Genomic DNA, 25,241 nt, shown 5'->3' with positions numbered 1-25,241 from the left:
TGTGTCAACTGACATAGGGGCTGTGTCGACTGACATAAGGGCTGTGTCGACTGACATAGGGGCTGTGTCAACTGACATAGGGGCTGTGTCGACTGACATAAGGGCTGTGTCGACTGACATAGGGGCTGTGTCGATTAACATCAGGGCTGTGTCTAACGATACAAGGGCTATGTTGATTGACATGGTGTTTAGTAACGAATAGAAATGAGAACACGAATTAACCGAATAGGGTCTTATTATACGAATTTTCGTGTTATTCGTGTTTAAAAGGAGGTCTATATGTCAAAAGTTAGATTGAATTTGTCACGTCTGCCCATACCGGCCAAGATTGAATTCGCGGACCGGGTGGTGGCTCAGATGACCGGCAACCCGAATTTCACCACGCCGAACCCGGCTCTGGCCGATATTACGGCTAAAAAGTCCGCCCTGGAAACGGCTTATAACGGGGCGCTTATCGCGCGCCAGGCGGCTAAAGCGGCGACGGAGTTGATGGCTGACTGTGAAAAGGCGCTGGACAGCGCCTTGGCGATGGAGGCGCTTTATGTGGAAAACGCTTCCGGCGGCGATTTGCAGAAAATCATCTCGGCCGGGATGAATGTCAAGGACCCGTCTGCGCCGATCGGGGCTTTGCCGGCGCCGGCGGACTTGTCCGCCACGGCTGGCGATGAGGACGGTCGGATTGACCTTAACTGGGAGCCGGTCCGGGGCGCCAAGAGTTACGCCATCGAGATGACTACCGACCCGAACGTGCCGGAAAGCTGGGTGCCTAAGAAGAATTCGACCGAGTCCTTTGCCAGCATCAAAGGGCTGACCAGCGGGACTAAGTATTGGTTCCGGGTGGCCGCGGTGGGCGCGGCCGGACAGGGCCCGTCCAGCGACCCGGCTACCAAGTACGCGCCGTAGAAAGAGAGCACTTTAAACACGAATGACACGAATGGGGCGAATATTATTCGAGGCATTCGGGATAATTCGTTCCATTCGTGTTAAAGGGGGTTATTTATATGTCACTATTACCTAACGAAGTCAAGACCGAGAACATCGCCAACGGGGCGGTGACCAAGGACAAAATCGGCCAACAGCAGGTGAGCACTTCCCGCCTGAAAGACGGCGCGGTGCGGGCCGAGAAAATCGCCAGTGAAGCCGTCACCACGGCCAAGCTTGGGGCGTTGGCGGTAACCGATGCCAAGCTGAAATCCGGCGCGGTTACCTCCGAGAAGATTGCATCTGGCGCGGTGTTGACCGACAAAATCGCCAACGGTGCCGTGACAACGGCAAAAATCGGCGAGGGGCAGGTGTCCGCTTCAAAATTGCAGAACGGTGCCGCCACGGCCGATAAAATCGCGGCCAATGCCGTAACCGCCTCCAAAATAGCCGACGGCCAGGTCAGCAGCGCCAAGATACAGTCCGGAGCCGTGACCAGCGACAAGATAGCTACCGGCGCCATTACCCCGGCCAAGCTGTCTTTTACTCCGCCCTCCGTGGCCCGGCCGATTACGCCGGGAGTGGCCAGCGCCGAGTTGCAGGACGGCAGTGTGACCACGTCAAAAATCGCCGGCGACGCCGTGACGGAGCAGAAGATTGCCGATTCGGCCGTGACCGGCGCCAAGCTGAAAGACGCGAGCGTCACCCCGGCCAAACTGTCGTTTGCCGTGCCGTCAAGGCCGCTCACACCGCCCATCGCCACCGCCGAAATCGCCAACCAAGCCGTGACCGGCGCGAAAATAAAGGACTATGACATCGGCTATACCCAGATAGCCTCCAACAGCATCAACCGCGAGAAAATTATTAACGGCGAGGTGCTGACGGAGAAGATAGCGGACCTGGCGGTAACGGAGGCGAAGATTGCAGTAGGCGCAGTATCGGCTGACCGCCTTGCAGGAGACGCAGTAACCGCTGACAAGATAGCAGGGAACGCCGTAACGCCGCCCAAGGTGGATGCGGTCAATGCCCCGGCGGACGGGCAGGTGCTGAGTTACGAAGGCGCGACCAGCCGGTTCAAGTACATCACTCCGGGCGGGGGCGGGGGCGCGCTCACTTTACTGTCTTCCCAGCCGCTGGTCTTTTCCGAGAACTCGATGGCGGACATAGACCAGCTCATAGACCTGTCGGCGGTGATACCGGCCACGGCGCAGGCGGTTATTGTGGAAATCCAGTTCAACGCTATGTCCGTTCCGGTCGGGATGGAGCAGATACTGACGGTGCTCGGTCGCAGGGCCGGGGTCGATTTCGGGTCATCCACGGTGCATTTCATCTGGCAGAATATGCCTAACCTTAATCAGAATGCGTACAAAGAAGCCACGCTAGCCACGGATGGGACACGGATGATTAAGGTATTAGCCACGAAGAGTGGAGTGTTTACGAGTATCAATATTTGGATAAGAGGCTATATCGAGTAACCACGAATGGACACGAATGGACACGAATAGGGCGCTGAATCGTCAGCGCCCTTATTTCTTTTCCTGCTCGGCCAGCATCTTTTTCCAGTCCTCTATAAATCTGCGCATTGTTGGAGTCTTGGGATGTTCAGGCGCCAGTTTGATGAACATCTCTGCATCGGCTATTGCTTCTTTATAATCCTTCTTTGCATCATACGCAAAAGTACGACCGGCATAAGACATAATATGTTTTGGATTTATTTCTATCGCTTTAGTCCAATCAGCGATAGCTTGGTCAAGACTACCTTTCTTATAGTAGGCAATGCCGCGGTTGTAATAAGCCGCATCATATTTTGGGTCTAACTCTATTGCCTTCGACCAATGAACCATAGCTAGGTCAATATCGCCGTTATTGTCGAAGATATTACCAAGGTTGTTGTAAGGCTTAGCGTAGTTTGGATTGAGTTCTATTGCTTTATTATAATTATCCATAGCCTGGCCAAAGTTGCCCTTATCTTCGTGTGCTGAACCTAGATTGTAGTAAGCCTCAGCATTTTTTGGGTCCAACTCTATTGCCTTGGCCCAATCAATCATAGCTTTGTCAAGAATGCCTTTCTTGTCATAGGCAAGTCCTCGATTATAGTAAGCATCAGCATCATTTAGATTTAGTTCTATTGCCTTAGTATAATCAGCGATAGCCAGATCAAGATTGCCTTTTTTGTTGTAGACACTACCGCGGTTGTTGTAAGCATTAGTGTGATTTGGATTTAGTTCTATTGCCTTATTATAATCAGCCATAGCACGGTCGAACTCACCTTTTTTATAATAAGCGCTGCCGCGGTCGTTGTATGCCAGGAAGTTATTGGGGTTCAGTTCTATCGCCTTATTATAATTAGTAATAGCACTGTTCCAGTCACCTTGATTATATTTTTCTAATCCTTTATTGTAATAAGCATCGGCTTCTTCGGGGTTTGGTTTTGGTTCCTGGGTAGCGAGATATTTATGGTATTTGGTTCTGGCTTCTTCCGGGGTTGGGGTTGAAGAACAGGCCGGGATGATGCCGAACACGGCCAGCCCGATTAATAATGCGATTACTAACTGCTTCATAGAATGGATATTTACATTGCGGGAAATGTTTGTCAATATATTTTAACAGGGACTGGACGAGACTTTTAAAAGACTAATTTATGTCTAATAAAGTCTCTTAAAGTCACTGTTAAATAATCTGTGGCTACTTTCCTTCGTTAGTCCCGCTCCGTTTCACTTCGGGGATAAGTGCCACTATGTCACTGCGTTTCTAGTGGCACTAAAATCCCTCATCCCCATAGGAGCCTTTGCGGCGGGCGTCCACGGCCTGGGTGACCCATTTGCCGAGCATATCGCCTTCGAGGTTGACCGTATCTCCGACGGTCTTTTTGCCCAGGGTGGTGTGTTTGAGCGTGTGGGGGATGATTGATACGCTGAAGCTTCCTGGCCTTATGGCCGTGATGGTCAGGCTGATGCCGTCTATGGCTACCGAGCCTTTTTCCAGCAGGAACCTGCCGAAGTTGCGGGGCGCGGAGAATGTCATCAGCCAGGAACCGCCTTTTTTATCTTTGGCCACGAGCTTGCCGACGGCATCGACGTGCCCCTGGACGAAGTGCCCGCCGAACGGTTCGCCGGCCTTGATGGCCCGCTCCAGGTTTACATCAGCTCCTGTTCTGAGCGCGCCCAGGCTGGAGCGTTTGAGCGTTTCGGCTACGGCGTCAAAATGAAGCTGGGAGCCTTCCTTTTTGGTGATGGTCAGGCAGACGCCGTTGACGGCGATGCTGTCGCCTTCTTTGGATGACTTGGCGGCGGCGCCGGCGTCAATGACCAGATGGAGCATCTTGCCGGTGTGCTTGAACCGGCTGATTTTACCCAGGCATTCGATAATTCCGGTAAACATATTTACAGGTCGAACTTCCGGCGGGGCAGGAACGCGCCGTCGCCTTTATTGCCGATGAAACTCTTATTCTTGACGATGAGCTTGCCTTTGGAGATTACGTTAGTCACCGCGCCCCGGCCGCGGTAGCCTTCGAACGGGGTGTAATCCACGTTCTGATGCAGTTTATGGGCATTGCGGATGAAGCGCCGGTCCGGGTCGAAGATGATGATATCGGCGTCGCCGTTGATGGCGATGTCGCCTTTTTGCGGGTATAACCCGAAAATCTTAGCCGGCGCGGTGGCGAAGATGTCGACCATCTTGTTCAGGTCGATGCGCTTGGACATTACGCCTTCGTTATAAAGTATGGCCAGGCGCGTTTCTACTCCGGGCACGCCGTTGGGTATCTTGGAGAAATCATCGCGTCCCAGCTCTTTCTGGTAAGCGAAGTTGAAAGAGCAGTGGTCTGACGAAACGGCCTGGATATGCCCGGCGGCGATGCCTTTCCAGAGGGCCGGGATGTGGTTCTTGGCCCGGAGCGGCGGCGACATCACGAACTTGGCCGTTTCGAAGCTGTTGGGTTTATATTTGTCTAAAGAAAGCAGCAGGTAATGCGGGCAGGTTTCGGCGAAGACCGGTTGTTTGTTAAGCCGGGCCAGCTTGACCTCTTCCAGCGCGTTGCCTGAGGAAAGGTGGACGATATAAATGGGTGCTTCGGCCATACCAGCCAGGGCAATTGCCCGGTGGACCGCTTCGTCTTCCAGCTCGGGCGGACGGCTCAGGGCGTGGTAAATCGGGCGGGTCTTGCCTTCGGACAGGTATTTCTTTTGCAGGGAGTCAATCATCATCCCGTTTTCGCAGTGAAGCATAGTCAGGAGTCCGAGATCTTTGGCCATGGTCATAACATTGTGAAGAGTAGCGTCATCCACCATCAGGCTGTCTTTATAGGCCATAAAGAGCTTGACCGAGGTGATGCCGTTCTTGGCCAGGTCGGACAGTTCGGACTCGGTTTTCTTGGTCACCTCGGTAATGGCGATATGGAACGAATAATCGATGACGGCCTTGTTTTTGGCTTTGTCCCGCCAGGTTTCCAGCGCGTCCTTGAGCGAATGGCCTTTTTGCTGGATGGCGAAATCGATGACGGTGGTCGTGCCGCCGCAGGCCGCCGCGACCGTGCCGGTGTGAAAGTCGTCGGCCGTAACGGTTCCGCCGAAGGGCATATCAAAATGGGTATGAACGTCGACCCCGCCCGGCATGACATATTTCCCGGATGCGTCTATCTCCAGCTCAGCTTCTTCTTTTATCTGGGGCGAAATCTTGGTTACCTTGCCTTTGTCGATGCCGATATCGGCTTTGAATGTTTTGGCTGAAGTGATAACCGTACCGCCTTTTATTTTGATATCCATAGAAGCTCCTATCGGTGTTTGTTACTTACAGTTACACTGTTACTGCAAGTTATAGTTGGCAGTATTCCGCTAAAGCGGAACTGCCATACTAGTTCATCCTTATCGCGCCGTGCGGGCAGACATAGATGCATAACCCGCAGCCATCGCAGCGTGATTTACTAATCAGCGGTTTATTATTCTTGATTGTAATGGCCTGGAATCCCGCATCGCGGCAGGCGACCAGGCAGTATTTGCAGTGCAGGTTACACTTTTTATGGTTTATAGCCACAGATTTCTGCCTTAATTTTAGATTGGAGTGTTTTATAATGTAAGGGTTAGCCAGGCCGATGATTTCCTGGACGCCGGAGAAGCTTTTACGCTTCAGGTATTCGCTCAATCCGTGCTTGAGCGATGATATAATATGGAAACCTTTAGCCATAACCGCCGAGCAGACCTGGACCGTGGAAGCGCCCAGGAGCAGGAATTCTATTGAGTCCTCGGCGGTGAATATCCCGCCGCCGCCGGAAACGGGTATCCGCCCTGACCGGACCATGTCGAGTACACAGCGCAGGGCGATGGGCTTGACGGCCGCGCCGCCGTATCCGCCCGTGGCTGAGTTGCCGCTGACAGAAGGAATGGGCCGGAGATTTTCTATGTCAACTCCGGCAATGGATTTAACCGTATTGATTCCGGACAGCGCGTCGGCTCCGGCCTTGGCGCAGGCCCGGCTGATTAGTCCGATGTCCGTAACGTTGGGCGTGAGCTTGACCATTACCGGGATGGGGCTGACCTTACTGACAGCCGCGGTGATTTGGGCGGCCAGCTTCGGGTCCTGGCCGATGAATTCGCCCATGGCCCGTTCAGGCATGCCGTGCGGGCAGGAGATATTGAGCTCCAGCGCGTCGGCTCCGGCTTCGGCCATCTGCTTGGCCAGCTTTTGCCAGTCAGAGATTTTAGTCGACCCCGTTAGAGATAGGTCGCCAGTAGGCGACCGTTTTGCTTTAGTAAGTTTGCCGGAGTTTGTCTTCGATATCTCTAACGGGGCAGGACCCATAATACTGGCGACAAGGAACTTATCGGGGTAATGTGATTTTATCTCTTTTATCCATTTGACCCAAAGATTTGGCGGGTCAGTGGATATAAGTTCTATGTTAAAGGAGGACCATTTATTCTTAGACGGATAAAGGACCAGTCTGGGCGAAGGATTTTTGGTAGGGGCCAGGGAGATAGTTTTGGTGACGGCCCCGGCCCAGCCGGCTTCGAACCCGCGCATAATCATTTCGGCATTGCGCGTGGCCGGGCCTGATGCCAGTAGGAATGGATTGTCTAACTTGCGGCCGAGAAAGTCTGTCTTAAGCGACATATTGTATTCTATAGGGGATAAATAATGAGTTTTAGTTCCGCTCAAAGGTCGCATCAAACAGGTTATTTTTGCCTAATTTGGGCACCTTCTAAACAAAGTTTAAGTGCTATTACAATGTTATTCATCACCTCGTCGGCCTTCTGCGCCGATAAGGTTTTGGATGGGTGCCGGAAGGTCATAGAGAAGGCGATGCTCTTCTTGCCGTCCGGTACCTGCTTGCCGCGGTAGAGGTCAAAGAAGTCCAGCGATTCCAGGGGCAGTTCGCTCTGGGTCGGCGCGATGGCCTGGCGGACGACCTGCTCTATGCCGGCCCATAATACTTCTTCGCCGACGATAACCGCTAAGTCGCGGCTGATGGCCGGCATGCGGGAGAACTCTTGGTAATTCTTAACCAGATTGCTTTGTTTGATTATTTCCTCGAAGTTCATTTCGCAGATGTAAGTCTTGGTGTTGCCGGTTAGCTCCGGGCCAATCGGGGAGAAAGAACCGATAATTACTCCTGATATAATTATATTGGTTGCGTCAGTTTTCCAGCTTAACCCCAACTTGTCAAAAAGGACAGTCAAGGTGCCTTTCAGGGAGCCAAACCCGTCATTTACCACAATGCCCAAGCGGAGCTGTTCCTTAGGCTGGTTATTTTCTCTGCAGTATATCTTACTTATCTCGAATAGTTTTAGGGTATTGCCTTTTTGGTAGTTCTCATTAAGAGTCAGTACTTTATATAAACCGTTAACCAGGCTGGTACGCAGGTAGTAACGGACGCTATTTTCGGTATCCAGCAGCCCGATGGCTTCTTCGGAGCCCTTTAAAAGGTTGGCGCCGGCTTCCTCCTTGGTAGCCAGGAAACTGTCGGTCAGCGCTTCGTTATAGCCGAGTCCGAACAGTGTCTGGCGGGCGGCCTGGATGACTTCGGTATCCTTATTTTTGGGGGTACTTTTTAACTGAATCGTGGGCGGTTCAGCCGGGATATTGTCGTAGCCGATAATCCGGACGACCTCTTCTATGATATCCGCTTCGATATTGATATCCTGCCTGAAATAGGGGGCTTCCAGTTCATACTGGCCTTTCCATTCTTTCTTAAGGATGAATCCGAGCCCTTTAAGGATGTGTTTCAGGTCTGTTTTTTCTATCCCAACGCCGAGGACTTTTTCCAGGCGCTCGTGGCGCAGGGTCAGTTTGCGAGGCTTGATCGTGAGGTTGTTTATTTCCTGATGGGCGGTTATTTTACCGCCGGCTGAGGCGAGTATCAATTCTATGGCCCGGTTTGATGCCGGGATTATTTCTTCGGGAATCACGCCTCGCTCGAATCTGTACGCCGAATCGGAGGTGAGTTTCAGCCAGCGGCTGGATTTGCGGATGCCGCCCGGCTGGAAATAAGCCGATTCCAGCAGGATATCGGTGGTTCTTTCGGTTACCTCAGAGTATTTTCCGCCCATTATGCCGGCGATGGCCACGGGTTTGCGTTCGTCGGCTATGACCAGGGTATCCTTAGTCAGTTGGTATTCCTTGCCGTCTATGGCTTGTATTTTTTCTCCGGCTTGGGCCAGCCGGACGATAATCTGCTTGCCTTCAAGGGCATTATAATCAAATGCGTGGAGCGGTTGTCCGGTTTCCATCAGGACGAAATTGGTGATATCCACGATGTTATTGACGCTGCGCAGGCCGATGGATTCGACCCGGTCCCTGAGCCAGGCCGGCGACGGGCCGACCTTGACGTTCTTTATTATCCGACCGACATAAACCGGGCACAGGTCGGGATTATTTATCTTGATGAACTTTTCGCCGGAAGCTTTCGGCAATTGTGGTGCCGGAGCCTGTTTATGCGGTAATTTTTGCCCGGTCATAAGGGCCGCTTCCCGGGCTACGCCAAGCAGGCTGAGGCAATCAGGGCGATTAGCGGTGATTTCCAGGGTTATCAGCGTATCCTTGCCGTCTTTAGTGGGATCGAGGCTTTCCACCTTGACGCCGTGCTTGGTCAAGAGCTCGGCCAGCTCCGCAACCGGCAGGTCGCAGGGACAGTATTCTTTAAGCCAGCTGTATGTGAACTTCATATGTCATTTACCACAAAGATTATATGCGGCTACCATTGGTTTAAGAATCTTAAGTGGTTCTCGGTAAATAACCTGATATCGTTAATGCCGTATTTCAATAGCGTGAGACGGTCAATACCTATGCCGAAAGCGAATCCGGTATATTTTTCCGGGTCATATCCGACATATTCAAAGACTTTAGGATGGACCATACCGCAGCCGAGGATTTCCAGCCAGCCTTCACCCCGGCACAACCCGCAGCCGGTGCCCTTGCCGCCGCAGATGACACAGGAGATATCCATTTCGGCGCTGGGTTCAGTGAACGGGAAAAATGACGGCCTGAATCTGGTTTTAGTATCCGGTCCGAAGAATTCACTGGTAAACAAGTTGAGCACTCCTTTAAGGTGCGCGAAGCTGATATCGGTATCAACCATCAGTCCTTCTATTTGGTGAAACATCGGGTAACGGCTTGGGGCAGGGGTATCAGGCCGGAAGACCTTGCCCGGAGCTATTACCGCTAAAGGCGGCTGGCGCTGTTTCATAGTCCGAATCTGGACCGGCGAAGTATGGCTTCTTAAGAGATACTGATAATCAGTGTCAGCCAGGTAGAACGTGTCGAACGAATCACGGGAAGGATGGTTTGACGGGATATTCAGGGCGTCGAAGTTATAATAGGGCGTTTCGATTTCCGGCCCGTAAACGGATTCAAAACCCAGCCGGATAAATACATTGTTCACTTCTGCCATTGTTTGGTAAACGGGGTGCAGGTGGCCGATAGGTTTTTTGTCTCCGGGCAGGCTGAAATCAATCAATGGCCCGGTTTTTGTTCCCGTGGTCTGGATTGTATTCTTTTTGACTCCCAGTGATATGGTTAATGCGTTGCGGAATTCGTTGATGGTTTTTCCGGCCTGGGCGCGTTCGTCTTTGGACAGCTCGCCCAGTTTTTGGGTGAGATTTCTTAGCAAACCGCTGCGTCCGAGATACTTATGCTCGAATTGGTCCAGCTCGGCAGGGGAAGCCAGCTTCTCCAGTTCGCCCAGAGCCGAGTTTTTTATGGATTCAAGTTCTGTTTCGATTATATTTGGCATAGTGGTCAGTCTTACACCAGTCGGTTGGTTATCTGGGTGGCCGTAAGACAGACTGGCAGCCCTGCTTTATGACTTTACAGACTCCAATATCTTATTAAAGGCGTTCTGGTCGCTGATGGCGAGCTCAGAAAGCATCTTGCGATTAAGCTCTATCTTGGACTTTTTAAGATCATTGATGAATTTGCTGTAAGTGAAACCGGCCGCGCGTAATGCCGCAGTAAGGCGGGTTATCCAGAGGCCGCGGAAGTCGCGTTTCTTTAATTTCCGGCCGAAGAAAGCATCGCGTCCGGCCTGGATAAGGGTTTCCTTGGCGGTGCGGAATAAACGGTGCCGGCCCTGGTCGAAACCGCTGGCCTGTTTCATTATTCTTTTGGTTCTGTGATGTCTGGCGACTCCTGTTTTGACTCTCATAATTATCTCCTTTGAAAATAGTTAACTGTATCTTAACCCTGCAGGGCTCTTTTGATACCTTTTGCCATTGTGCCGGTAATCAGGGTTGCTTGCCTGAGATGGCGCCGGCGCTTGGCTGTTTTGGATGAAAGCAGGTGGCTCTTGCCCTGTCGGTGACGCATGAGCTTGCCAGTTCCGGTAACTTTGATACGTTTGGCAACGGCTTTGTTGGTTTTCATTTTTGGCATAAATACTCCTTATGGGTGTTAGATTACTATTTAATCGGCGTTAGGGTCAGCGTTATTTTATATCCTTCCTTAGTGGCTGCTTTTTCCACTTTGGCGATGTCTTTAAGTTCGGTGGTAAATCGTTCAAGTAATTTATAGCCTATCTCCCTGTGGGTCATTTCTCGTCCCTTAAAAACCACCACTGCCAGAACCTTATCGCCCTTGGTCAGCCATTCGCGGCTGTGCTTAAGCTTTACCTGGATATCGTGTTCCTCGGTAATCGGCCTGAGGCGCACTTCTTTTATCCTGGTTTCATGGCGTTTTTTCTTGTCCTTTTGCTCCTTCTTATGCTGGCTGTATTTGAATTTGCTGTAATCCATTATCTTACATACCGGCGGGGCGGCATTAGGCGCGATTTCGACCAGGTCCAGCCCCCGGTCATGCGCCATTTTGATAGCTTCCTCGGTTGCTATCAGTCCGACCTGTCCACCGTTTTCGTCTATCAGACGAATGCTTTTTATCCTGATCCGCTCGTTAATTCTTAAGTTCTGAATACTTCTACCTCCTGTTTATAATTGTTTAATATCAATCACAGGACTATCCGTGTAATCTGTGGCTTTTAATTAGTCCGGTATTACAGCTTCTTTTGTAATCTTGTCAATAAAAGCATCAATATTAAGGGCGCCTTGGTCGCCCTTAATGCGTTCGCGTACCGCGACAAGGTTTTCCTTTTCCTCCTTATCGCCGACGATAATCATATACGGTATTTTTTGGTTTGTGGCATTGCGAATCTTTTGGGAAAGTCGTTCATTGCTCATGTCCGACTCAACCCGGATGCCGGCCTTGAGCATCTTTTTCACTACTTCGGCCGCGTAGTTTTGCTGGGGCGGTAGGACCGGCAGGACTATTGCCTGTATCGGCGCCAGCCAGAGCGGGAAATCGCCGCCGTAGTGTTCAATCAGGACGCCGAAGAATCGTTCCAGCGAGCCGAGCAATGCCCGATGCACCATATAAGGCCGTTGCTTGGACCCGTCGTCGGCCGTGTAGTTTATGTCAAAGCGCTCGGGCAGGTTGAAATCAAATTGTATGGTGGTGCATTGCCAGGACCGGCCCAGAGCATCTTTGATCTTGAGGTCAATCTTGGGCCCGTAAAATACGGCTTCGCCTTCCATCCGGCGATATGCCAATTTGCGCGCCTCCAGCGCTTTGACCAGAGAACTTTCGGCCTTGGCCCATGATTCGGCCGAACCGGCGTATTTTTCCGGATGTTTTGGGTCGGGTACCGACAACTCGATCTCGTATTCGGTAAAGCCGAAGGCCTTTAACAGTGCAATGGTGAAGTCAAGGCAACCCAGGATTTCATCCTCAATCTGTTCCGGCCGGCAGAAAATATGGGCATCGTCTTGAGTGAATCCTCTGACCCGGAGCAGTCCCTGAATCACGCCGGAGCGTTCGTAACGGTAGACCGTGCCCAGTTCGGCCCAGCGCAGGGGCAGATCACGGTAGCTCCGCCCTTTACTCTTATAAACCAGGATGTGGCCGGGACAGTTCATGGGTTTTAGGATATATTCCTGGCCTTCAATATCAATAGGGGAATACATATTTTCCCGGTAGAAATTCCAGTGACCGGATGTTTTCCACAGCCCGACCCGGGCGATGTGGGGTGAATAGATAAACTCATAGCCGTGCCGGCGGTGTTGTTCTTTCCAGTAGGCTTCGATGATATTACGGATAGTTGCGCCTTTAGGATGCCAGTAGACCAGCCCCGGACCGGCGTCTTCGTGCTGGATACTGTACAGGTCAAGTTCTTTACCCAGCTTACGATGGTCGCGTTTCTTTATTTCTTCCAGGTGGTCCAGGTATTTCTTAAGGTCTTCTTCATTCGGAAAAGCCGTGCCGTAGATGCGCTGGAGCATCTTGTTATGTTCATCACCGCGCCAGTAGGCGCCGGTGGCCGAAATCAGTTTGTAGGCTTTGACCTGGATGGTTGAGGCGATATGCGGCCCGCGGCACAGGTCGATGAAATTGCCGTGTTTATAGAGCGATATCTGCTCGCCGGCCGGGAGTTCGTTTATTAATTCTATCTTATAGGGTTCGTCCTTCATCATCTTCAAGGCTTCTTCCCGCGATACATCGATGCGCTCGAATTTGACGTTTGACTTGATGATTCTGGACATTTCCTTTGCTATTTTAGCCAAGTCATCTGGTGAGAAGGGAGTCGGCACCTCAAAATCGTAGTAGAAACCTTCTTCTATGGACGGGCCGATGGCCAGCTTGGCCGCCGGGAATAGTTTCCTGACCGCATCGGCCATAATATGCGAGGTACTATGGCGCAGGGTAGCCAGGTCAATAGTAAGTTGTTCTTTTTGCTTATCCATTAAGCTATATCTCCTAATAATAGACCGGTTATATTATGGAAAAATTAGGCATAGGTCAAGAAAAATACTTGTTTAGTAAACATGATTTGTCTTATTTTAGAGGTATTTTCAGTGTTTATCCGTGGTTCCAAATAAAGCCGCGCCAAGCGCTCCGGTGAATTGCGGGTCAGCCGGCACTAGGATATCCTTGTTCAGAGTCTTGGACAATAGCTCTTTGATGATATCATTATGGGCAATCACGCCGCCGGTCAGAATCACGTCATCGGTCAACGGATCCATCTCTATGATGCGTTTTATGATGGACCTGAACACGCCGCAGACGATATCTTCCTTCTTGATGCCTTCGCGGATTTTGCTGAGGATCTCCGTGGCCGTAAATACCGTGCAGTAACTGCCCAGTTCGATGGGCTTGGTGGAAAGTTTGGCCAGCCTGTTAAGCTCTGGCAGGGGAATGTCCATCTTATAGGCGATTTCTTCCAGGAAGGCGCCGGTGCCGGCCGCGCATTTGCGGTTCATCCGGAAGTTTAGGATACGGCCGGATGCGTCTATACGAATCATCTTGTTATCCTGTCCGCCGATATCTATGATAGTTCGGCTGTTAGAGTCCGCAGATATAAAATCGGCGGACGAGTTACAGCCGACTATGGTTGGCTGTGATTTATTCTTTAACCCGCCAACCATCGTGGCATTATTCTTGAGGTAATAGTAAACCCCGCGGGCATGGGCCGAAATTTCGGTGATGGTTTTATTCGGGAAAGGGCAGTTGCTCCGGCCGAAACCGGTGGCTGCAAACCTGGTAATATCCGCTTCCTTGAGCTTAGCTCCATCCAGCGCTTGGTTAAGCGCTTTGGCGGATGCTTCTTTAAGGTCTGAGCCGGATTTGTGCAGTCCCTTGCTGATGATTTTAGAGTCCTGATCTAAGATGACCACCTTAATGGCTGATGAACCTATGTCTATGCCTGCGAAATAACTCATAGTCAATTATTTTCCCATTTGTTCGACGAACGCTTCTATGGCCGTCTTGGTCTGTTCCTCGGAATAGCACCTTAAATCGTTCAGGTCGCCGCTGATGGTCACGGTTGGTATTTTCAACCGCGCCTGCAGGCGTTGCGGCATTCCATAGCGACTGTTGGTATTGTTGGGGCAGGACTTGGAGTCGTGGAATATTATGCCGTTGACCTTGAACTTGTTAATCATCCGTTCAATATACTGCTCCTTGACCTCGTCCGTACGGACGATGAAGAGCTCCAGGTAAGCTTTGGCCATGCTGTTGAACGGGTCGTCGGGGTTGAATGCCTCGAATACCCAGGAGTTGCAGTAGGTCGAAGCCACTACGCAGGTCTGGAGCTTGGCAAACAGTTCGGACAGTGGTCTTAATTTGCCCCAGACCGGCATACCATCCCAATAGAAACGGTACTTTTCGCCCGCGACAGCGGCTTCCTTGTTCCGGGCGCGTTCTTCCAGTTCCGGCAGCAGGAGTTTATAGTAATCCACTGCCTGTTGGGTGCCGCGCATGACCACGGCCGGGCCCATCTGGATGGTGCCGTCAAAGAAGTTCAATGGTGAGGGCACGTTGGATGCGGTTTCCAGCACCTTGCGCCAGAGCACGCTGCATTCCAGTGAGAGCGCTACGACGCGTTTGAGTTCCTTTTCGTCCAGCTTATGGCCGATAATCTTTTCCAGTGTGGGCAGCATTGCTTTCATCTGTTCGGCTACGCTCTTGATATGGGCGTCGGTGACAATGCCGACATTGCGGTGCGTATTTATGCCGATGACCGGCACATTGAACTCGCGGCCATAAAAGGCAAACCAGTCATAGACATCACGGCATTGGTTGGTGTTATAAACCAGCACATCCGGCTTAGGTATTGATTCTATGCCCGGGTAGGCTTTGGACAGCGGTGTCTGCTTCTTGAGGTAGGCGCCGACGTCGCTGGTCAGATAGGAGCAAATCTCCGGCGAATATCCGATGGCGTTGGCAAAAGGGATAAAATCAGTAGACATCCGTGTGGCGCCGAGCATGGCGCCGTGGTTCTCAGGGAAATAGACCAGGAACCCCATGGCCCGGAGTATTTCGGCCGGCCCGACGCTGGTGCACCAGGCAACCTTACGCGATTTATCCTTGACCGCCTTATCCAGTTCGTAGAAATGGTCGGCCATAATTTTCTTCATCTGGTTGGTTGCGGCTAACGGTTTTGGCCCTTGTTTCTTCTCTTCTGCCATAATATTCTCCTATCTAAATACCAAACAAATTACAATTCCCAAAATTTAATATTCTAAACAAATAGTTTATAATTTTGATGATTGGAATTTGTTTAGGATTTCGGGATTAGAATTTCGTACTTACTCTTCTTTCATCTCCTAATTATATGCACCGCGTTTGCCTTAAACACGGCTATTACTATTTTGCCCGATTCTATGCCTAAATCTTTCAGGGCGGACGAGGTTACCAGGCTGTTGAGCATAAATCCTTCTTGATTACTACTATCTGAACACTCGATGGATACTTTATATTGTCCTTCTTTGGGTGTCACCTGAATAACCTTAGCCCGGAATTTATTCCGCGCGCTGAGCTGATGGCTGTCCATATCCTGCGCCATCAACAGGACCTCTTCGGGCCGGATGCCCAGGATGACATCTTCGCTTTGCTTTATGGGTTGAGCGCACTGAACGCGTATGATATTATTACCTTTTACTTTGACAAGAGAAACCCCATCTGAGGTAGACTCGATTTTGCCGTCGATTACTGTGTTCATCCCGACAAACTCAGCCACCTGCTGGTTGACAGGGGAGTTGAATATTTCCTGGGGCAGTCCGGTCTGGATGATTTTACCGTCCAATATCACCCCCAACCGCTGGGCAAATCCCAGCGCCTCATCTCGGAGCTGGGTAACCAGGACTGTGGTTATCTTGAGGTTATCCAAAACCTGCTGCAGGTCGTAAAACAGCTTTTCCCGGGTTGGTGCGTCAAGCGACAGGCTGGGCTCGTCAAGCAATAGTAATTCCGGTTTTATGACTAGTGCCCGGGCCAGGTTGAGCCGTTGTTTCTCGCCGCTGGAAAGGGTCTTAGCCGGCTGTTCTTTGAGATGGCTGATGCCGAACATAGCCAGCGCCTCATCGATACGTTCGGCGGATTCCTTGCCGGATACCCGGCGCAGGTTTAGCCCGACCATCAGGTTATCCTTAGCCGTGCCGCGGTAGAGCACCGGTTCGTTGAAGACCAGCGTTATCCGGCCGCGCAGTTTAGGCATTTCGCCGGAGGATAATTCATTGCCGTTTAAGTATATCCGGCCCTGGCCCGGACTTTCCAGCAGTCCGATTATCTTGAGTAGGGTGCTTTTGCCGGCGCCGTTGGCGCCGATAAGGCAGAGCCGCTGGCCCTTTATTATTTCCAGTTCCGGAACATCAAGCCGGAACCGGCCGTAATCCAGCCTGATATCCTTTAATGTCATTAACGAATCCATAATCGCTAAAATCCGAAATTCTAAATCCGAAATACTAAACAAATCCTAATTTCTAATTTTCTAAACTGAAGTTTGCTGCATTTGGTATTTGTAATTTGTTTCATATTTAGATATTAGGATTTAGAGCTTTGTTGTATGCGGGTTAATATATAATTTATCACAAAAGCAATAACCAATAAGATAATTCCTAACGCGATGGCTATTTCGAGGTGGCCCATCCGGGTTTCCATAACCGTGGCTGTGGTCAGGACGCGTGTTTGGCCTTTGATATTTCCGCCGACCATCATCACCGCGCCGACCTCGGAGATGACACCGCCGAACCCGGCCATAATCGCGGCCAGTATCGGCAGGCGCGCCTCTTTTATCATTATCCAGAGCATCTGGCAATAATTGGCGCCCAAGGTCAGCGTCTGGAGCTTGAGCTTTTCCGGCAGTTGCTGTATGGCCGCGGCTGATAGCCCCATGACGATAGGGGTGGCGATAATCACCTGGGCGATGACCATAGCGTAGGGCGTATAGAGCAGGTTGATGAATCCGAGCGGGCCGGACCGCCACAGGAACAGCACCACGAACAGTCCGACCACCACCGGCGGCAGGCCCATTCCGGTATTGATAAGGCTGAATATGAACTTCTTTAGGCGGAAGCGGCTCAGGCCGATTACGGCGCCGAGCGGCACACCGATGAACATGGATATCAAAGTGGCCGAGCCGGAGACAATAATAGACAGGATGGTTATGCCGATTATTTCCGAATCGCCTTTGAGTATCAGCAGGAACGCTTCTTTAATGCCCTGGTAAATCAATTCCATTCAGGCATATTATTGGTTCGGCAATAGATGTCAATAAAAATCTTGACGTTAGCGGATTAACTAAATAAGGTGTGGGCTATGGAAATCAACAGGATTAATCGCTTGCTCAAGCCGGAGCTGATTCGGTTTGAGGAGCAATTTTACCGGATGCTTAACTGGTCGCCCACCGGGTTATCCTCGCACCTGGAAGCGCTGAAAGGCAAACGTCTCAGGCCGCTTCTGTTAATGCTTATTGCCAAGGCCATCGCTCCTAACCGTGCTCTTAAAGACAGCCAGCTGAACGTGGCGGTGGTCATAGAATTAATCCACAATGCTACGCTGATTCACGATGATGTCCTGGATGACGCTCGGCTCAGGCGCAATGTGCCGACCTTCAATGCCGGATACGGCAATGAGATGGCCGTGTTGTTCGGCGATTACCTATTCTCGCAGGCGTTTGTCGGTTGCAGTGATATTGACGCCCAGGGTGTTCTGAAACTGCTTTCATCCGTTTCGTCCCAGATGTGTCTGGGCGAATTGCGCCATATGCATAAAAGATTCCACTTCGACCTGGCTGAGACCGATTACTTCCAGATTATCCGCCAGAAGACGGCTTCCCTGTTTTCCGCGGCCAGTTATCTGGGGGCATCTTTATATACCGGGAATAAGGATTACCTTATAGCCGCCCGCAACTATGGCGAGAACTTCGGCATTGCTTACCAGATTATGGATGATTATCTGGATATAGTTAATATTGACCACCAGCCCGATAAATCAGCCGGAACCGATCTGTCCAAAGGCAAGATTACCTTGCCCGTCATCCGGATGCTTGAAACCGCGTCCGATGATAAAAGGAAACGGCTGATGTCGCTTATCTCACAGGATAGTTGCCACCTTCCTCAGAACCGCAAGCAACTGCACAAGCTATTGGAAAACAGCCGGGCGCTGGATTATACCCGGAACTACATCAAGTATTTCATCAGGCACGCACAGCTGGCCTTAAAACCGTTCAGGAAATCCGTCTATAAAGAAGCTTTGATGTATCTTTCTGAGCAGATAAAACCTTAAAGTATAATATACCTAATGGTATAATGCCGCATTGCGTTGTGTTTCCCGCCGTAGCGGGAAAGGAAGCTAAATGAAAGAAGCGTTATATTACACTGTTCAGGGCGATAAAATCCAATGCCGGCTCTGCCCGCACAACTGTGTTATCGGACCGGAGCGGGCCGGTATCTGTCGCCAGCGGCGCAACATAAACGGTATTTTGTATTCGGTTAATTATGAGCGGGTTGCTTCCACCAACCTCGACCCGATAGAGAAAAAACCGCTCTATCATTTCTACCCGGCGACCCAGATAATGTCATTCGGAACTGTTGGTTGTAACCTGGGCTGCCAGTTCTGCCAGAACTGGTCTATTTCCCACGAGGATGCCGAGACCGAGGAGCTTAAATCCGAAGAAGCCGTGGATACCACCCAGAAATACAAATCCCCGGCCATTGCCTATACATATAATGAGCCTTTTATCTGGTATGAGTTTGTCCTGGAAACGGCAATGTTGGCGCATACCAAAGGCATCAAGAACGTGCTGGTAACCAACGGGTATGTCAACCCCGAACCGCTGGCTGAAATACTGCCTTATATTGATGCTATGAACATAGACCTCAAGAGCATCCGGCCTGATTTCTACCGCAAGCTCTGCCAGGCAAAGTTGGAGCCGGTTCTGGCCACATTGAAGACCGCTAATAAAAGCGTGCACTTGGAAATCACCAACCTGGTTATTCCGGGGGAAAATGACGCTTTGGACCAGTTTGAAGAACTCAGCCGTTGGATAGCCGAAAACCTGGGGCAGGATACGCCGCTCCATTTCTCGGCTTATTATCCGGCCTATCATCTGAATAACCCGCCCACACCGGCGGCAACCCTTATTAAGGCATACGAGATAGCCCGCAAGCATCTTTGGTTTGTTTATATGGGCAACGTGGTGCTGGAACACGGCAACGATACGATTTGCCATAACTGCCAGGCCCGTCTGATAAACCGCCGTGGTTACCTGACCAAGATATTGGCGCTAACGCCTGAAGGTAAGTGCTCAACCTGCGGCGCGGAGAATAACATTATAATGTAATTATTCACCGCAAATGGCGCGAAGTTTTTGGTGATATTGGATGGAATCCTGGGAATCCGGAATTTGCAATCCGTAATTTGGAATCTGAAATTTATTCCTCTGCCTCTCCGGTATCCTTGGCCAGTTCTTCCTTTTCGGGTTCGGCTGGCTGGACCGGTTCGGGCGGGGGAGCGGTCTGGATGGGTTTGACGTTGCGGCATTTGGGGAATCCGGAGCAGGCGATGAACCGTCCGTGCCGGCTCCAGCGGATAATCATAGGGTTGCCGCACTTTTCGCAATTGGAACCGTCCGGGGCCGGGCCGCCTTTTTCCTTTTCCATCAACTGCTCGGCGTGCGCCAGGTCTTTGCTGAATAGCCCGTAAAAGTCCTTGAGCACCTTGAGCCATTCCGCCTTGGCTTCTTCTATCTTGTCCAGGTCCTCTTCCATCCCGGCCGTGAATCCGGTGTTCATTACGTCGTCGAAGTATTTCTGGAGCTTGTCCGTGACCAGTATGCCCAGTTCGGTGGCGTACATCTGCCGGCTCCGGCGCGGGCGGTAGACGTAGCCGCGGGCCTGGATGGTGGAGATAATCGGTGAGTAGGTGGATGGCCGGCCGATGCCGTATTTTTCCAGCGCCTTGACCAGCGATGCTTCGGTGTAGCGCGGCGGTGGCAGGGTGAACACCCTGGTCGGAGTAACGCCGGCCAGATTCAACTGGTCATTCTCCTTGAGGGCCAGCAGGACCTGTTCCTCGGGCGAATAGAGCGTCAGATATCCCTTGAATAGCAGCTTCCGGGCGCTGGCCGTGAATATCGCCTTACTGATGTTTGATTTAACTTTGGTGATGACTTCCTTATCTCGGCGCAATAGTTCCAGTTCCAGGCCGGAGACGATAGCGCTGTTAATCTCGACAGAAGTGGATTTCCATTGGGGCGCGGCCATCTGGGTGGCGATGCAGCGTTTCCAGATAAGGTTATAAAGCTTGAACTGGTCCGGGGTCAGGTATTGACTGAGGTCGTCCGGCGATTTTTCCGGATATGCCGGGCGGATGGCTTCGTGCGCCTCCTGGGCCGACTTGCCGGATTTATAACGGCGCACCTCGGGATTGAGGTAGTCCGCGCCGTATTTGGTGGTGATATAATTACGGCATTGCTGGATGGAGTTCTCGTTTATCCGGACCGAATCGGTCCTCATATATGTAATCAAGCCGGTTGGGCCTTCGGGCAGGTCCACGCCTTCGTATAATTGCTGGGCCACGAACATGGTTTTCTTGGTGGTGAATCCCAGCTGGTTAAAGGCCTGCTGTTGCAGGGTGCTGGTGATGAACGGCGGGGGTGGCGACTGGGTCGTTTCCTTTTCGGTGACGGCAACCACGGTGAATTTAGCAGTTTTAAGCGCATCGATTAGTTTGGTTGATTCTGTTTCATTGCCCAGCCAGATGCCGTTATTGTCCTCGGCCGGGCTGACCAGCCGCTCGTTCTCCAGCTTGACCAGCGATGCCTCGAAGACATCGGCTGGCTTTAAGGGTGGCGTAAAAGCGCCCAGGAACTTCCAGTATTCCTGAGGGATGAAACCCTTGATTTCCTTTTCTCGCGCCACGATAAGCTTGACCGCTACGGACTGGACCCGGCCGGCGCTCAGGCCCCGGGCTATCTTTTTCCAGAGGAGCGGTGAAAGCTTATAGCCGACCACCCGGTCCAGGAACCGGCGCGCCTGCTGGGCGTTAACCTTGTCCATAGCCAGTTTGGTCGGGTGTTCGAATGCGCGGTTAATGGCGTCAGCCGTTATTTCGTCAAAGCTGACCCGCCAGGTCTTAGCATCGGGCAGTTCCAGCGCCTGGGTCAGGTGCCAGGCGATGGCCTCTCCCTCGCGGTCCGGATCGGAGGCGATATAAACGGCCCGGGCCTTTTTGGCCATCTTTTTCAGGGCGCTGACGTTGCGGACCTGCTTGGGGATAATTTCGTATTTAGCCGCGAAGTCGTTTTCGATATCCAGCCCTAATTTATTGGACGGCAGGTCGCGGATATGGCCGTAACAGGAGGAGACGAAGAACTTGTTACCCAGAATCTTGCCGATAGTTTTGGACTTGGCAGGGGACTCGACGATGACCAGCGACCGCTCGGCGATATCATCGGGCGCCTTGTCCGGCACAAATGGCTTTTGCTCGCGCGCCTTGAAGCCGGACTTCTTCTTTACCGGCTCGTCCATCGGCTGTTCGGCGGCAATAACCGGCTCAAGGAGTTTTACCGGCTTCTTTTTTTTAGCCGCTTTGACCTTGGACTTTGCCTTAGGTTTTTTTTTATCTTTTGCCATAAAATAACAGCCCGAACTATATACTTGGTAAAGTCCTTGTCAAGAATTCTTTGGTTTATCGCCACAAAGACACAAAGTAAAATTTACTTCTTTCTTTTGAGTTCTTTATATTTTTGTTTACACTGAGCATAGCGAATGAGTGGTTAATTAAACCTTGTAATTTGTTATTTAGAAATTTGGATTTACTTTTATGCCTTTTCCTCATACATTTATCACGCTGACCGATGATGAGCGCAAGAGAATCAGTTGGAAGCTGCAGGCGATGGCGCTGAAAGGGCAGGGCCGGAAACGCAAACGACTTCAGTCTATTTGGTTATCTAATGAAGGTTATACATTTAAGCAAATCAGTACAATGTTAAATGTTACTTATCAGTCCGTAAAGATGTGGATATCTCTTTATCGGAAGGTGGGATTGGATGAATATCTGGTCCGGATGAAAAAGTAACTCAGTCGCTGAACGGGTAAAAAATGGGGTTAAAAGGGGTAAAAAATAACCAGTAAAAGTAGTGTTTTTTACCACTTCCCGACTGGAATCGTGCTCAAATCTGGCCCTCGCCCCGTTAGAGATTTTGTCTATCTATCTAAATAATAACAAGTTATGACAATATGCTATTTTAGGGATATAATCTCTAACGGGGTAAAGGGGTGGCATCCCCCCAACCACACACCGTACCCACCTATACCTCCAACCCTACCTATCTATACCCCCAACCCTACTTATCTATACCTCCAACCCTACCTAACTATACCTCACAGTATACGGATTTTTATAGCCCGAATAATTTTATGACCAGTCCGGATGAGGCAATAGCAATGCCGGCTAACGCGTGAGACCATTTTTCCAGCCAGTTTGTCCTGGCCGGGGATACTTTTTCTATTCCGCGATAAGCCAGCCAGACTATGGAGGTCATGGTGGTTATGGTTATTATCCCGAATACGATGGCCACGGCTGTTACGCCGTACCAGTTATGCATAATGGCCGGGTACATGACTAAAGGAATCAGTGGTTCGCAAGGCCCCAGGACAAAGATGATGAAAAGCGTCCAGATGGTGGTGGGGTTGCCCTGGTGCAGATGTGAATGGCCGCTGAGATGAGAATGGCTGTGGTCATGGGGTTGATGTTCCTGGTCATGGGCGTGCCTATGTTCGTGTTGCCTGTGTCGCAGGGCATAGCGTATGCCCCAGATACTATAGGCCAGTCCGAATCCGGTCAGCAGGTAAAACGCTATTTCACCCCTGACCGATTCGATATTTACCAGTTTATTGACGGCGATGCCGAAGCCGACGCCGATGGCGCCTAAAACGATGGATGACAGCACGTGTCCGATGCCGCATAATATGGTTATAACGACGGTTTTTGACAGGGTCCACTTATTGGCCTTGCCGAGCATGATGAAAGGAAGATAGTGGTCCGGGCCTATCAGGGTATGGGTGAACCCGATAACCGCAGCCGTACCGCATAAAGTTATGAGTGCTTGGTTTATCATACTATCCTTCTTTAAGTTTATTATCTTCGCGCCTCGATGGCACCCATTTTAGAATCGTGTTACTCAATGATAAATTCCATATTGCAAATTGCATATTACAAAATATTACGGTATCTTGTGCCCGGTGGTGGCCATGGATATGGCGCAGTGCTTGACTCCTTTGGTGGCCTTTAACGCCTGCAATAATTCCTGCGCCTGGCTGGGCTTGCCCTTGACCACCACGATTTCCAGGCAGTTGCTATGGTCCAGGTGAATGTGCTGGGTGGAGACTATGGCGTCGTGGAAGTCGTGCTGGACGGAGATAAGCTTTTTGACCAGCTCGCGCCGGTGGTGGTCATAGACCAGAGTGATGGTGCCGGCCACTTCTTTGCCCTTAAGCCATTCTTGTTTAACCAGCTTTTCCCGGATTAAACTGCGCAGTCCTTGGGAGCGGTTGGCGAAACCGCCGGCCCGGACGAAGCGGTCGAGCTCATCCAGCAGTTCCTTTTCCAGCGATACCCCGAAACGAACCAGTTCTGTCATAACTCTTTCCCGAAATTATCGGGACTCCGCTTACGCTCCGTAGTATTACGATTGCTAATATCGTAGCACTATTATGATATCTGTCAAGTATTTTGGGTGGTTATTATCCAGCCGGTGCACTATGAGTGCAGGTCTGGCTGAGGCCTTGCCATGAACTAATGACAATTATGCTGGGAACAGGAGTTCTCGATAGTAATTTCCTCAAGACTGCCCTTGGAGAATTGACCAGCAATATCGGCAACCGTGCCCGGCACGGATCTATACGCTTTAACTCCGCCTTCGTTCAGTTTCTGGACAGCTCTGGCGCCCATTCCTCCGCAAACCACCACATCGATGCTTTTGCCGGCTAATGCACTTATAGGCTGGCACATGCCATGCGAATGATGCTCATTAGCATTCTTGATGACCTCAATAGCGTCTTTCTCGGTGTCGTAAATAGTGAAAAAGGGCGCGCTACCGAAGTGCGCATAAACTTGCGCTGACTTGCCGTCTTGTGTTTCTGTCGGAATACATATTTTCATATACTTCCTTTTACCAACTCATATATTTCTTATATCGTCCTTTATAGCGCGCTATTGTCAAGTATTCCGGGTGGTTATTATCAGCCGGTGAACCAGGGCCGAGATTATCAGGGCGATGCCAAAGACCGTGACGATACTGGCGCCGGAAGGCAGGTCCCAGATGCCGGAAAAGTAGAGTCCGATAATGCTTACCACCAGCCCGATAACCCAGCCGATGACCAGGCGCTTGATAATGCTGTCGGTGAAGAACATGGCGCAGACGGCCGGGATGATAAAGTAGCTGAAGACCAGCAGGACCCCGGCCACCTGGACCGAAATGGTGACGACGATGCCGAAAGTCAAATAAAACAGGAAGTCCCACCAGCGCACGGATAAGCCCTGGGCGTACGCTTCTTTTACATTGGTTGAAATCAGCAGGAATTTTTTGCGGAATATGTAATGGAATATGCCGATGCCGAGATATATCAGGAATATTTTAAGCACCGATTCCGGCGTGACGTAGAGCAGTCCGCCCACCAGCATGGATTTAATGGCCTCGCCGCCGTGCGGAGAGCGGTCCAGTATTAATATGGTCATGGCCGAGGTTACGGCGAAGACGATGCCGATAATGGCTTCCTGAGGAACCTTTTCATCCCGCATTCGGATAAGGGCAAAGACCGCCGCGCCGATAAAGGTAAAGCCCAGCGAGACCGCGAAGGTCATCGGGTCGCATAATTCATAGCCGAGCAAAACGGCAAAGGCGCTGCCCAGGGCGGCCACCTGGGCCAGGGCCAGGTCTACGAATATCACCCCGCGGCTGACCACGTGCATGCCTAGGTAACAATGTATCCCGGCCAGGACCAAACAGGCCAAGAACGCCCACTGGAGAATCGGTATCATTTCTAACATAGCAGTAACTCCTG

At 51.1% G+C, this 25,241-nt stretch carries 24 protein-coding genes; 5 read left to right on the top strand and 19 right to left on the bottom strand.

Annotated elements, in window-relative coordinates; all coding sequences use genetic code 11:
• Positions 1–279 precede the first annotated feature (279 nt).
• Positions 280–903 (top strand): fibronectin type III domain-containing protein, encoded by a 624-nt coding sequence (locus WC980_00735; GenBank protein MFA5793583.1) that lies wholly within the window; start codon positions 280–282, stop codon positions 901–903.
• A gap of 98 nt (positions 904–1,001) precedes the next feature.
• Positions 1,002–2,396 carry a hypothetical protein gene (locus WC980_00730; protein MFA5793582.1) on the top strand — a complete coding sequence of 465 codons (1,395 nt, stop codon included), beginning with the start codon at positions 1,002–1,004 and terminating at the stop codon, positions 2,394–2,396.
• A 51-nt stretch (positions 2,397–2,447) separates the two neighbouring features.
• Here WC980_00730 and WC980_00725 read toward each other — a convergent pair whose 3' ends face one another.
• The 14 genes from WC980_00725 to WC980_00660 all read right to left on the bottom strand — a co-directional run bounded on the left by WC980_00725 (position 2,448) and on the right by WC980_00660 (position 17,412).
• Positions 2,448–3,482 carry a tetratricopeptide repeat protein gene (locus WC980_00725; GenBank protein ID MFA5793581.1) on the bottom strand — a complete coding sequence of 345 codons (1,035 nt, stop codon included), beginning with the start codon at positions 3,480–3,482 and terminating at the stop codon, positions 2,448–2,450.
• A 199-nt stretch (positions 3,483–3,681) separates the two neighbouring features.
• On the bottom strand, positions 3,682–4,302 hold the full coding sequence (locus WC980_00720; protein ID MFA5793580.1) for a riboflavin synthase: 621 nt from the start codon (positions 4,300–4,302) through the stop codon (positions 3,682–3,684).
• A gap of 2 nt (positions 4,303–4,304) precedes the next feature.
• Positions 4,305–5,684, bottom strand: coding sequence for a dihydropyrimidinase (gene hydA, locus WC980_00715; GenBank protein ID MFA5793579.1), 1,380 nt, complete (start codon positions 5,682–5,684; stop codon positions 4,305–4,307).
• An 88-nt stretch (positions 5,685–5,772) separates the two neighbouring features.
• Positions 5,773–7,026 carry a 4Fe-4S dicluster-binding protein gene (locus WC980_00710; protein MFA5793578.1) on the bottom strand — a complete coding sequence of 418 codons (1,254 nt, stop codon included), beginning with the start codon at positions 7,024–7,026 and terminating at the stop codon, positions 5,773–5,775.
• A gap of 62 nt (positions 7,027–7,088) precedes the next feature.
• Positions 7,089–9,077, bottom strand: coding sequence for a phenylalanine--tRNA ligase subunit beta (pheT, locus tag WC980_00705; protein MFA5793577.1), 1,989 nt, complete (start codon positions 9,075–9,077; stop codon positions 7,089–7,091).
• A 29-nt stretch (positions 9,078–9,106) separates the two neighbouring features.
• The gene (pheS, locus tag WC980_00700) at positions 9,107–10,144 is read right to left on the bottom strand and encodes a phenylalanine--tRNA ligase subunit alpha (GenBank protein MFA5793576.1); all 1,038 of its coding nucleotides are present in this window, start codon (positions 10,142–10,144) and stop codon (positions 9,107–9,109) included.
• A gap of 66 nt (positions 10,145–10,210) precedes the next feature.
• Positions 10,211–10,555, bottom strand: a complete 345-nt coding sequence (gene rplT, locus WC980_00695; GenBank protein MFA5793575.1) for a 50S ribosomal protein L20 — start codon at positions 10,553–10,555, stop codon at positions 10,211–10,213.
• A gap of 32 nt (positions 10,556–10,587) precedes the next feature.
• The gene (gene rpmI, locus WC980_00690; protein MFA5793574.1) at positions 10,588–10,782 is read right to left on the bottom strand and encodes a 50S ribosomal protein L35; all 195 of its coding nucleotides are present in this window, start codon (positions 10,780–10,782) and stop codon (positions 10,588–10,590) included.
• Positions 10,783–10,808: 26 nt separating this feature from the next.
• Positions 10,809–11,300, bottom strand: a complete 492-nt coding sequence (gene infC, locus WC980_00685) for a translation initiation factor IF-3 (protein ID MFA5793573.1) — start codon at positions 11,298–11,300, stop codon at positions 10,809–10,811.
• Positions 11,301–11,384: 84 nt separating this feature from the next.
• Positions 11,385–13,139, bottom strand: a complete 1,755-nt coding sequence (gene thrS, locus WC980_00680; protein ID MFA5793572.1) for a threonine--tRNA ligase — start codon at positions 13,137–13,139, stop codon at positions 11,385–11,387.
• Positions 13,140–13,247: 108 nt separating this feature from the next.
• Positions 13,248–14,114, bottom strand: coding sequence for an acyl-CoA dehydratase activase (locus WC980_00675; GenBank protein ID MFA5793571.1), 867 nt, complete (start codon positions 14,112–14,114; stop codon positions 13,248–13,250).
• 6 nt (positions 14,115–14,120) lie between these two features.
• Entirely contained in the window at positions 14,121–15,362 is a 1,242-nt protein-coding gene (locus tag WC980_00670; protein MFA5793570.1) for a 2-hydroxyacyl-CoA dehydratase family protein, read from the bottom strand.
• A 131-nt stretch (positions 15,363–15,493) separates the two neighbouring features.
• Positions 15,494–16,603 (bottom strand): ABC transporter ATP-binding protein, encoded by a 1,110-nt coding sequence (locus WC980_00665; protein ID MFA5793569.1) that lies wholly within the window; start codon positions 16,601–16,603, stop codon positions 15,494–15,496.
• A gap of 113 nt (positions 16,604–16,716) precedes the next feature.
• Positions 16,717–17,412, bottom strand: coding sequence for an ABC transporter permease (locus tag WC980_00660; protein MFA5793568.1), 696 nt, complete (start codon positions 17,410–17,412; stop codon positions 16,717–16,719).
• Between the two features lie 78 nt (positions 17,413–17,490).
• Here WC980_00660 and WC980_00655 point away from each other — a divergent pair, with 78 nt between their 5' ends.
• Together WC980_00655 and amrS are read left to right on the top strand one after the other, a co-directional pair.
• Positions 17,491–18,459, top strand: coding sequence for a polyprenyl synthetase family protein (locus WC980_00655; GenBank protein MFA5793567.1), 969 nt, complete (start codon positions 17,491–17,493; stop codon positions 18,457–18,459).
• A 70-nt stretch (positions 18,460–18,529) separates the two neighbouring features.
• Positions 18,530–19,516 carry an AmmeMemoRadiSam system radical SAM enzyme gene (amrS, locus tag WC980_00650; protein MFA5793566.1) on the top strand — a complete coding sequence of 329 codons (987 nt, stop codon included), beginning with the start codon at positions 18,530–18,532 and terminating at the stop codon, positions 19,514–19,516.
• Between the two features lie 91 nt (positions 19,517–19,607).
• On the opposite strand, the gene topA is transcribed toward amrS, so the two are convergent.
• Positions 19,608–21,809 (bottom strand): type I DNA topoisomerase, encoded by a 2,202-nt coding sequence (gene topA, locus WC980_00645; protein MFA5793565.1) that lies wholly within the window; start codon positions 21,807–21,809, stop codon positions 19,608–19,610.
• 190 nt (positions 21,810–21,999) lie between these two features.
• Between topA and WC980_00640 the strand changes: the two genes are divergently transcribed.
• The gene (locus tag WC980_00640) at positions 22,000–22,254 is read left to right on the top strand and encodes a helix-turn-helix domain-containing protein (protein MFA5793564.1); all 255 of its coding nucleotides are present in this window, start codon (positions 22,000–22,002) and stop codon (positions 22,252–22,254) included.
• Between the two features lie 322 nt (positions 22,255–22,576).
• Here WC980_00640 and WC980_00635 read toward each other — a convergent pair whose 3' ends face one another.
• The 4 genes from WC980_00635 to WC980_00620 all read right to left on the bottom strand — a co-directional run bounded on the left by WC980_00635 (position 22,577) and on the right by WC980_00620 (position 25,227).
• Complete coding sequence (locus tag WC980_00635) at positions 22,577–23,296, bottom strand: sulfite exporter TauE/SafE family protein (protein MFA5793563.1); 720 nt, start codon at positions 23,294–23,296, stop codon at positions 22,577–22,579.
• Positions 23,297–23,401: 105 nt separating this feature from the next.
• Positions 23,402–23,818 carry a nickel-responsive transcriptional regulator NikR gene (gene nikR / locus WC980_00630; GenBank protein ID MFA5793562.1) on the bottom strand — a complete coding sequence of 139 codons (417 nt, stop codon included), beginning with the start codon at positions 23,816–23,818 and terminating at the stop codon, positions 23,402–23,404.
• 155 nt (positions 23,819–23,973) lie between these two features.
• A complete protein-coding gene (locus tag WC980_00625; GenBank protein ID MFA5793561.1) occupies positions 23,974–24,339 on the bottom strand; it encodes a NifB/NifX family molybdenum-iron cluster-binding protein in 366 nt (121 codons plus the stop codon).
• 57 nt (positions 24,340–24,396) lie between these two features.
• Entirely contained in the window at positions 24,397–25,227 is an 831-nt protein-coding gene (locus WC980_00620) for a metal ABC transporter permease (protein ID MFA5793560.1), read from the bottom strand.
• Positions 25,228–25,241 lie beyond the last annotated feature (14 nt).

The organism is Candidatus Brocadiia bacterium (assembly GCA_041658285.1).
In the GTDB taxonomy this organism is placed as follows: domain Bacteria; phylum Planctomycetota; class MHYJ01; order JACQXL01; family JACQXL01; genus JBBAAP01.
This window is presented reverse-complemented; position numbering and strand designations above follow the sequence as displayed.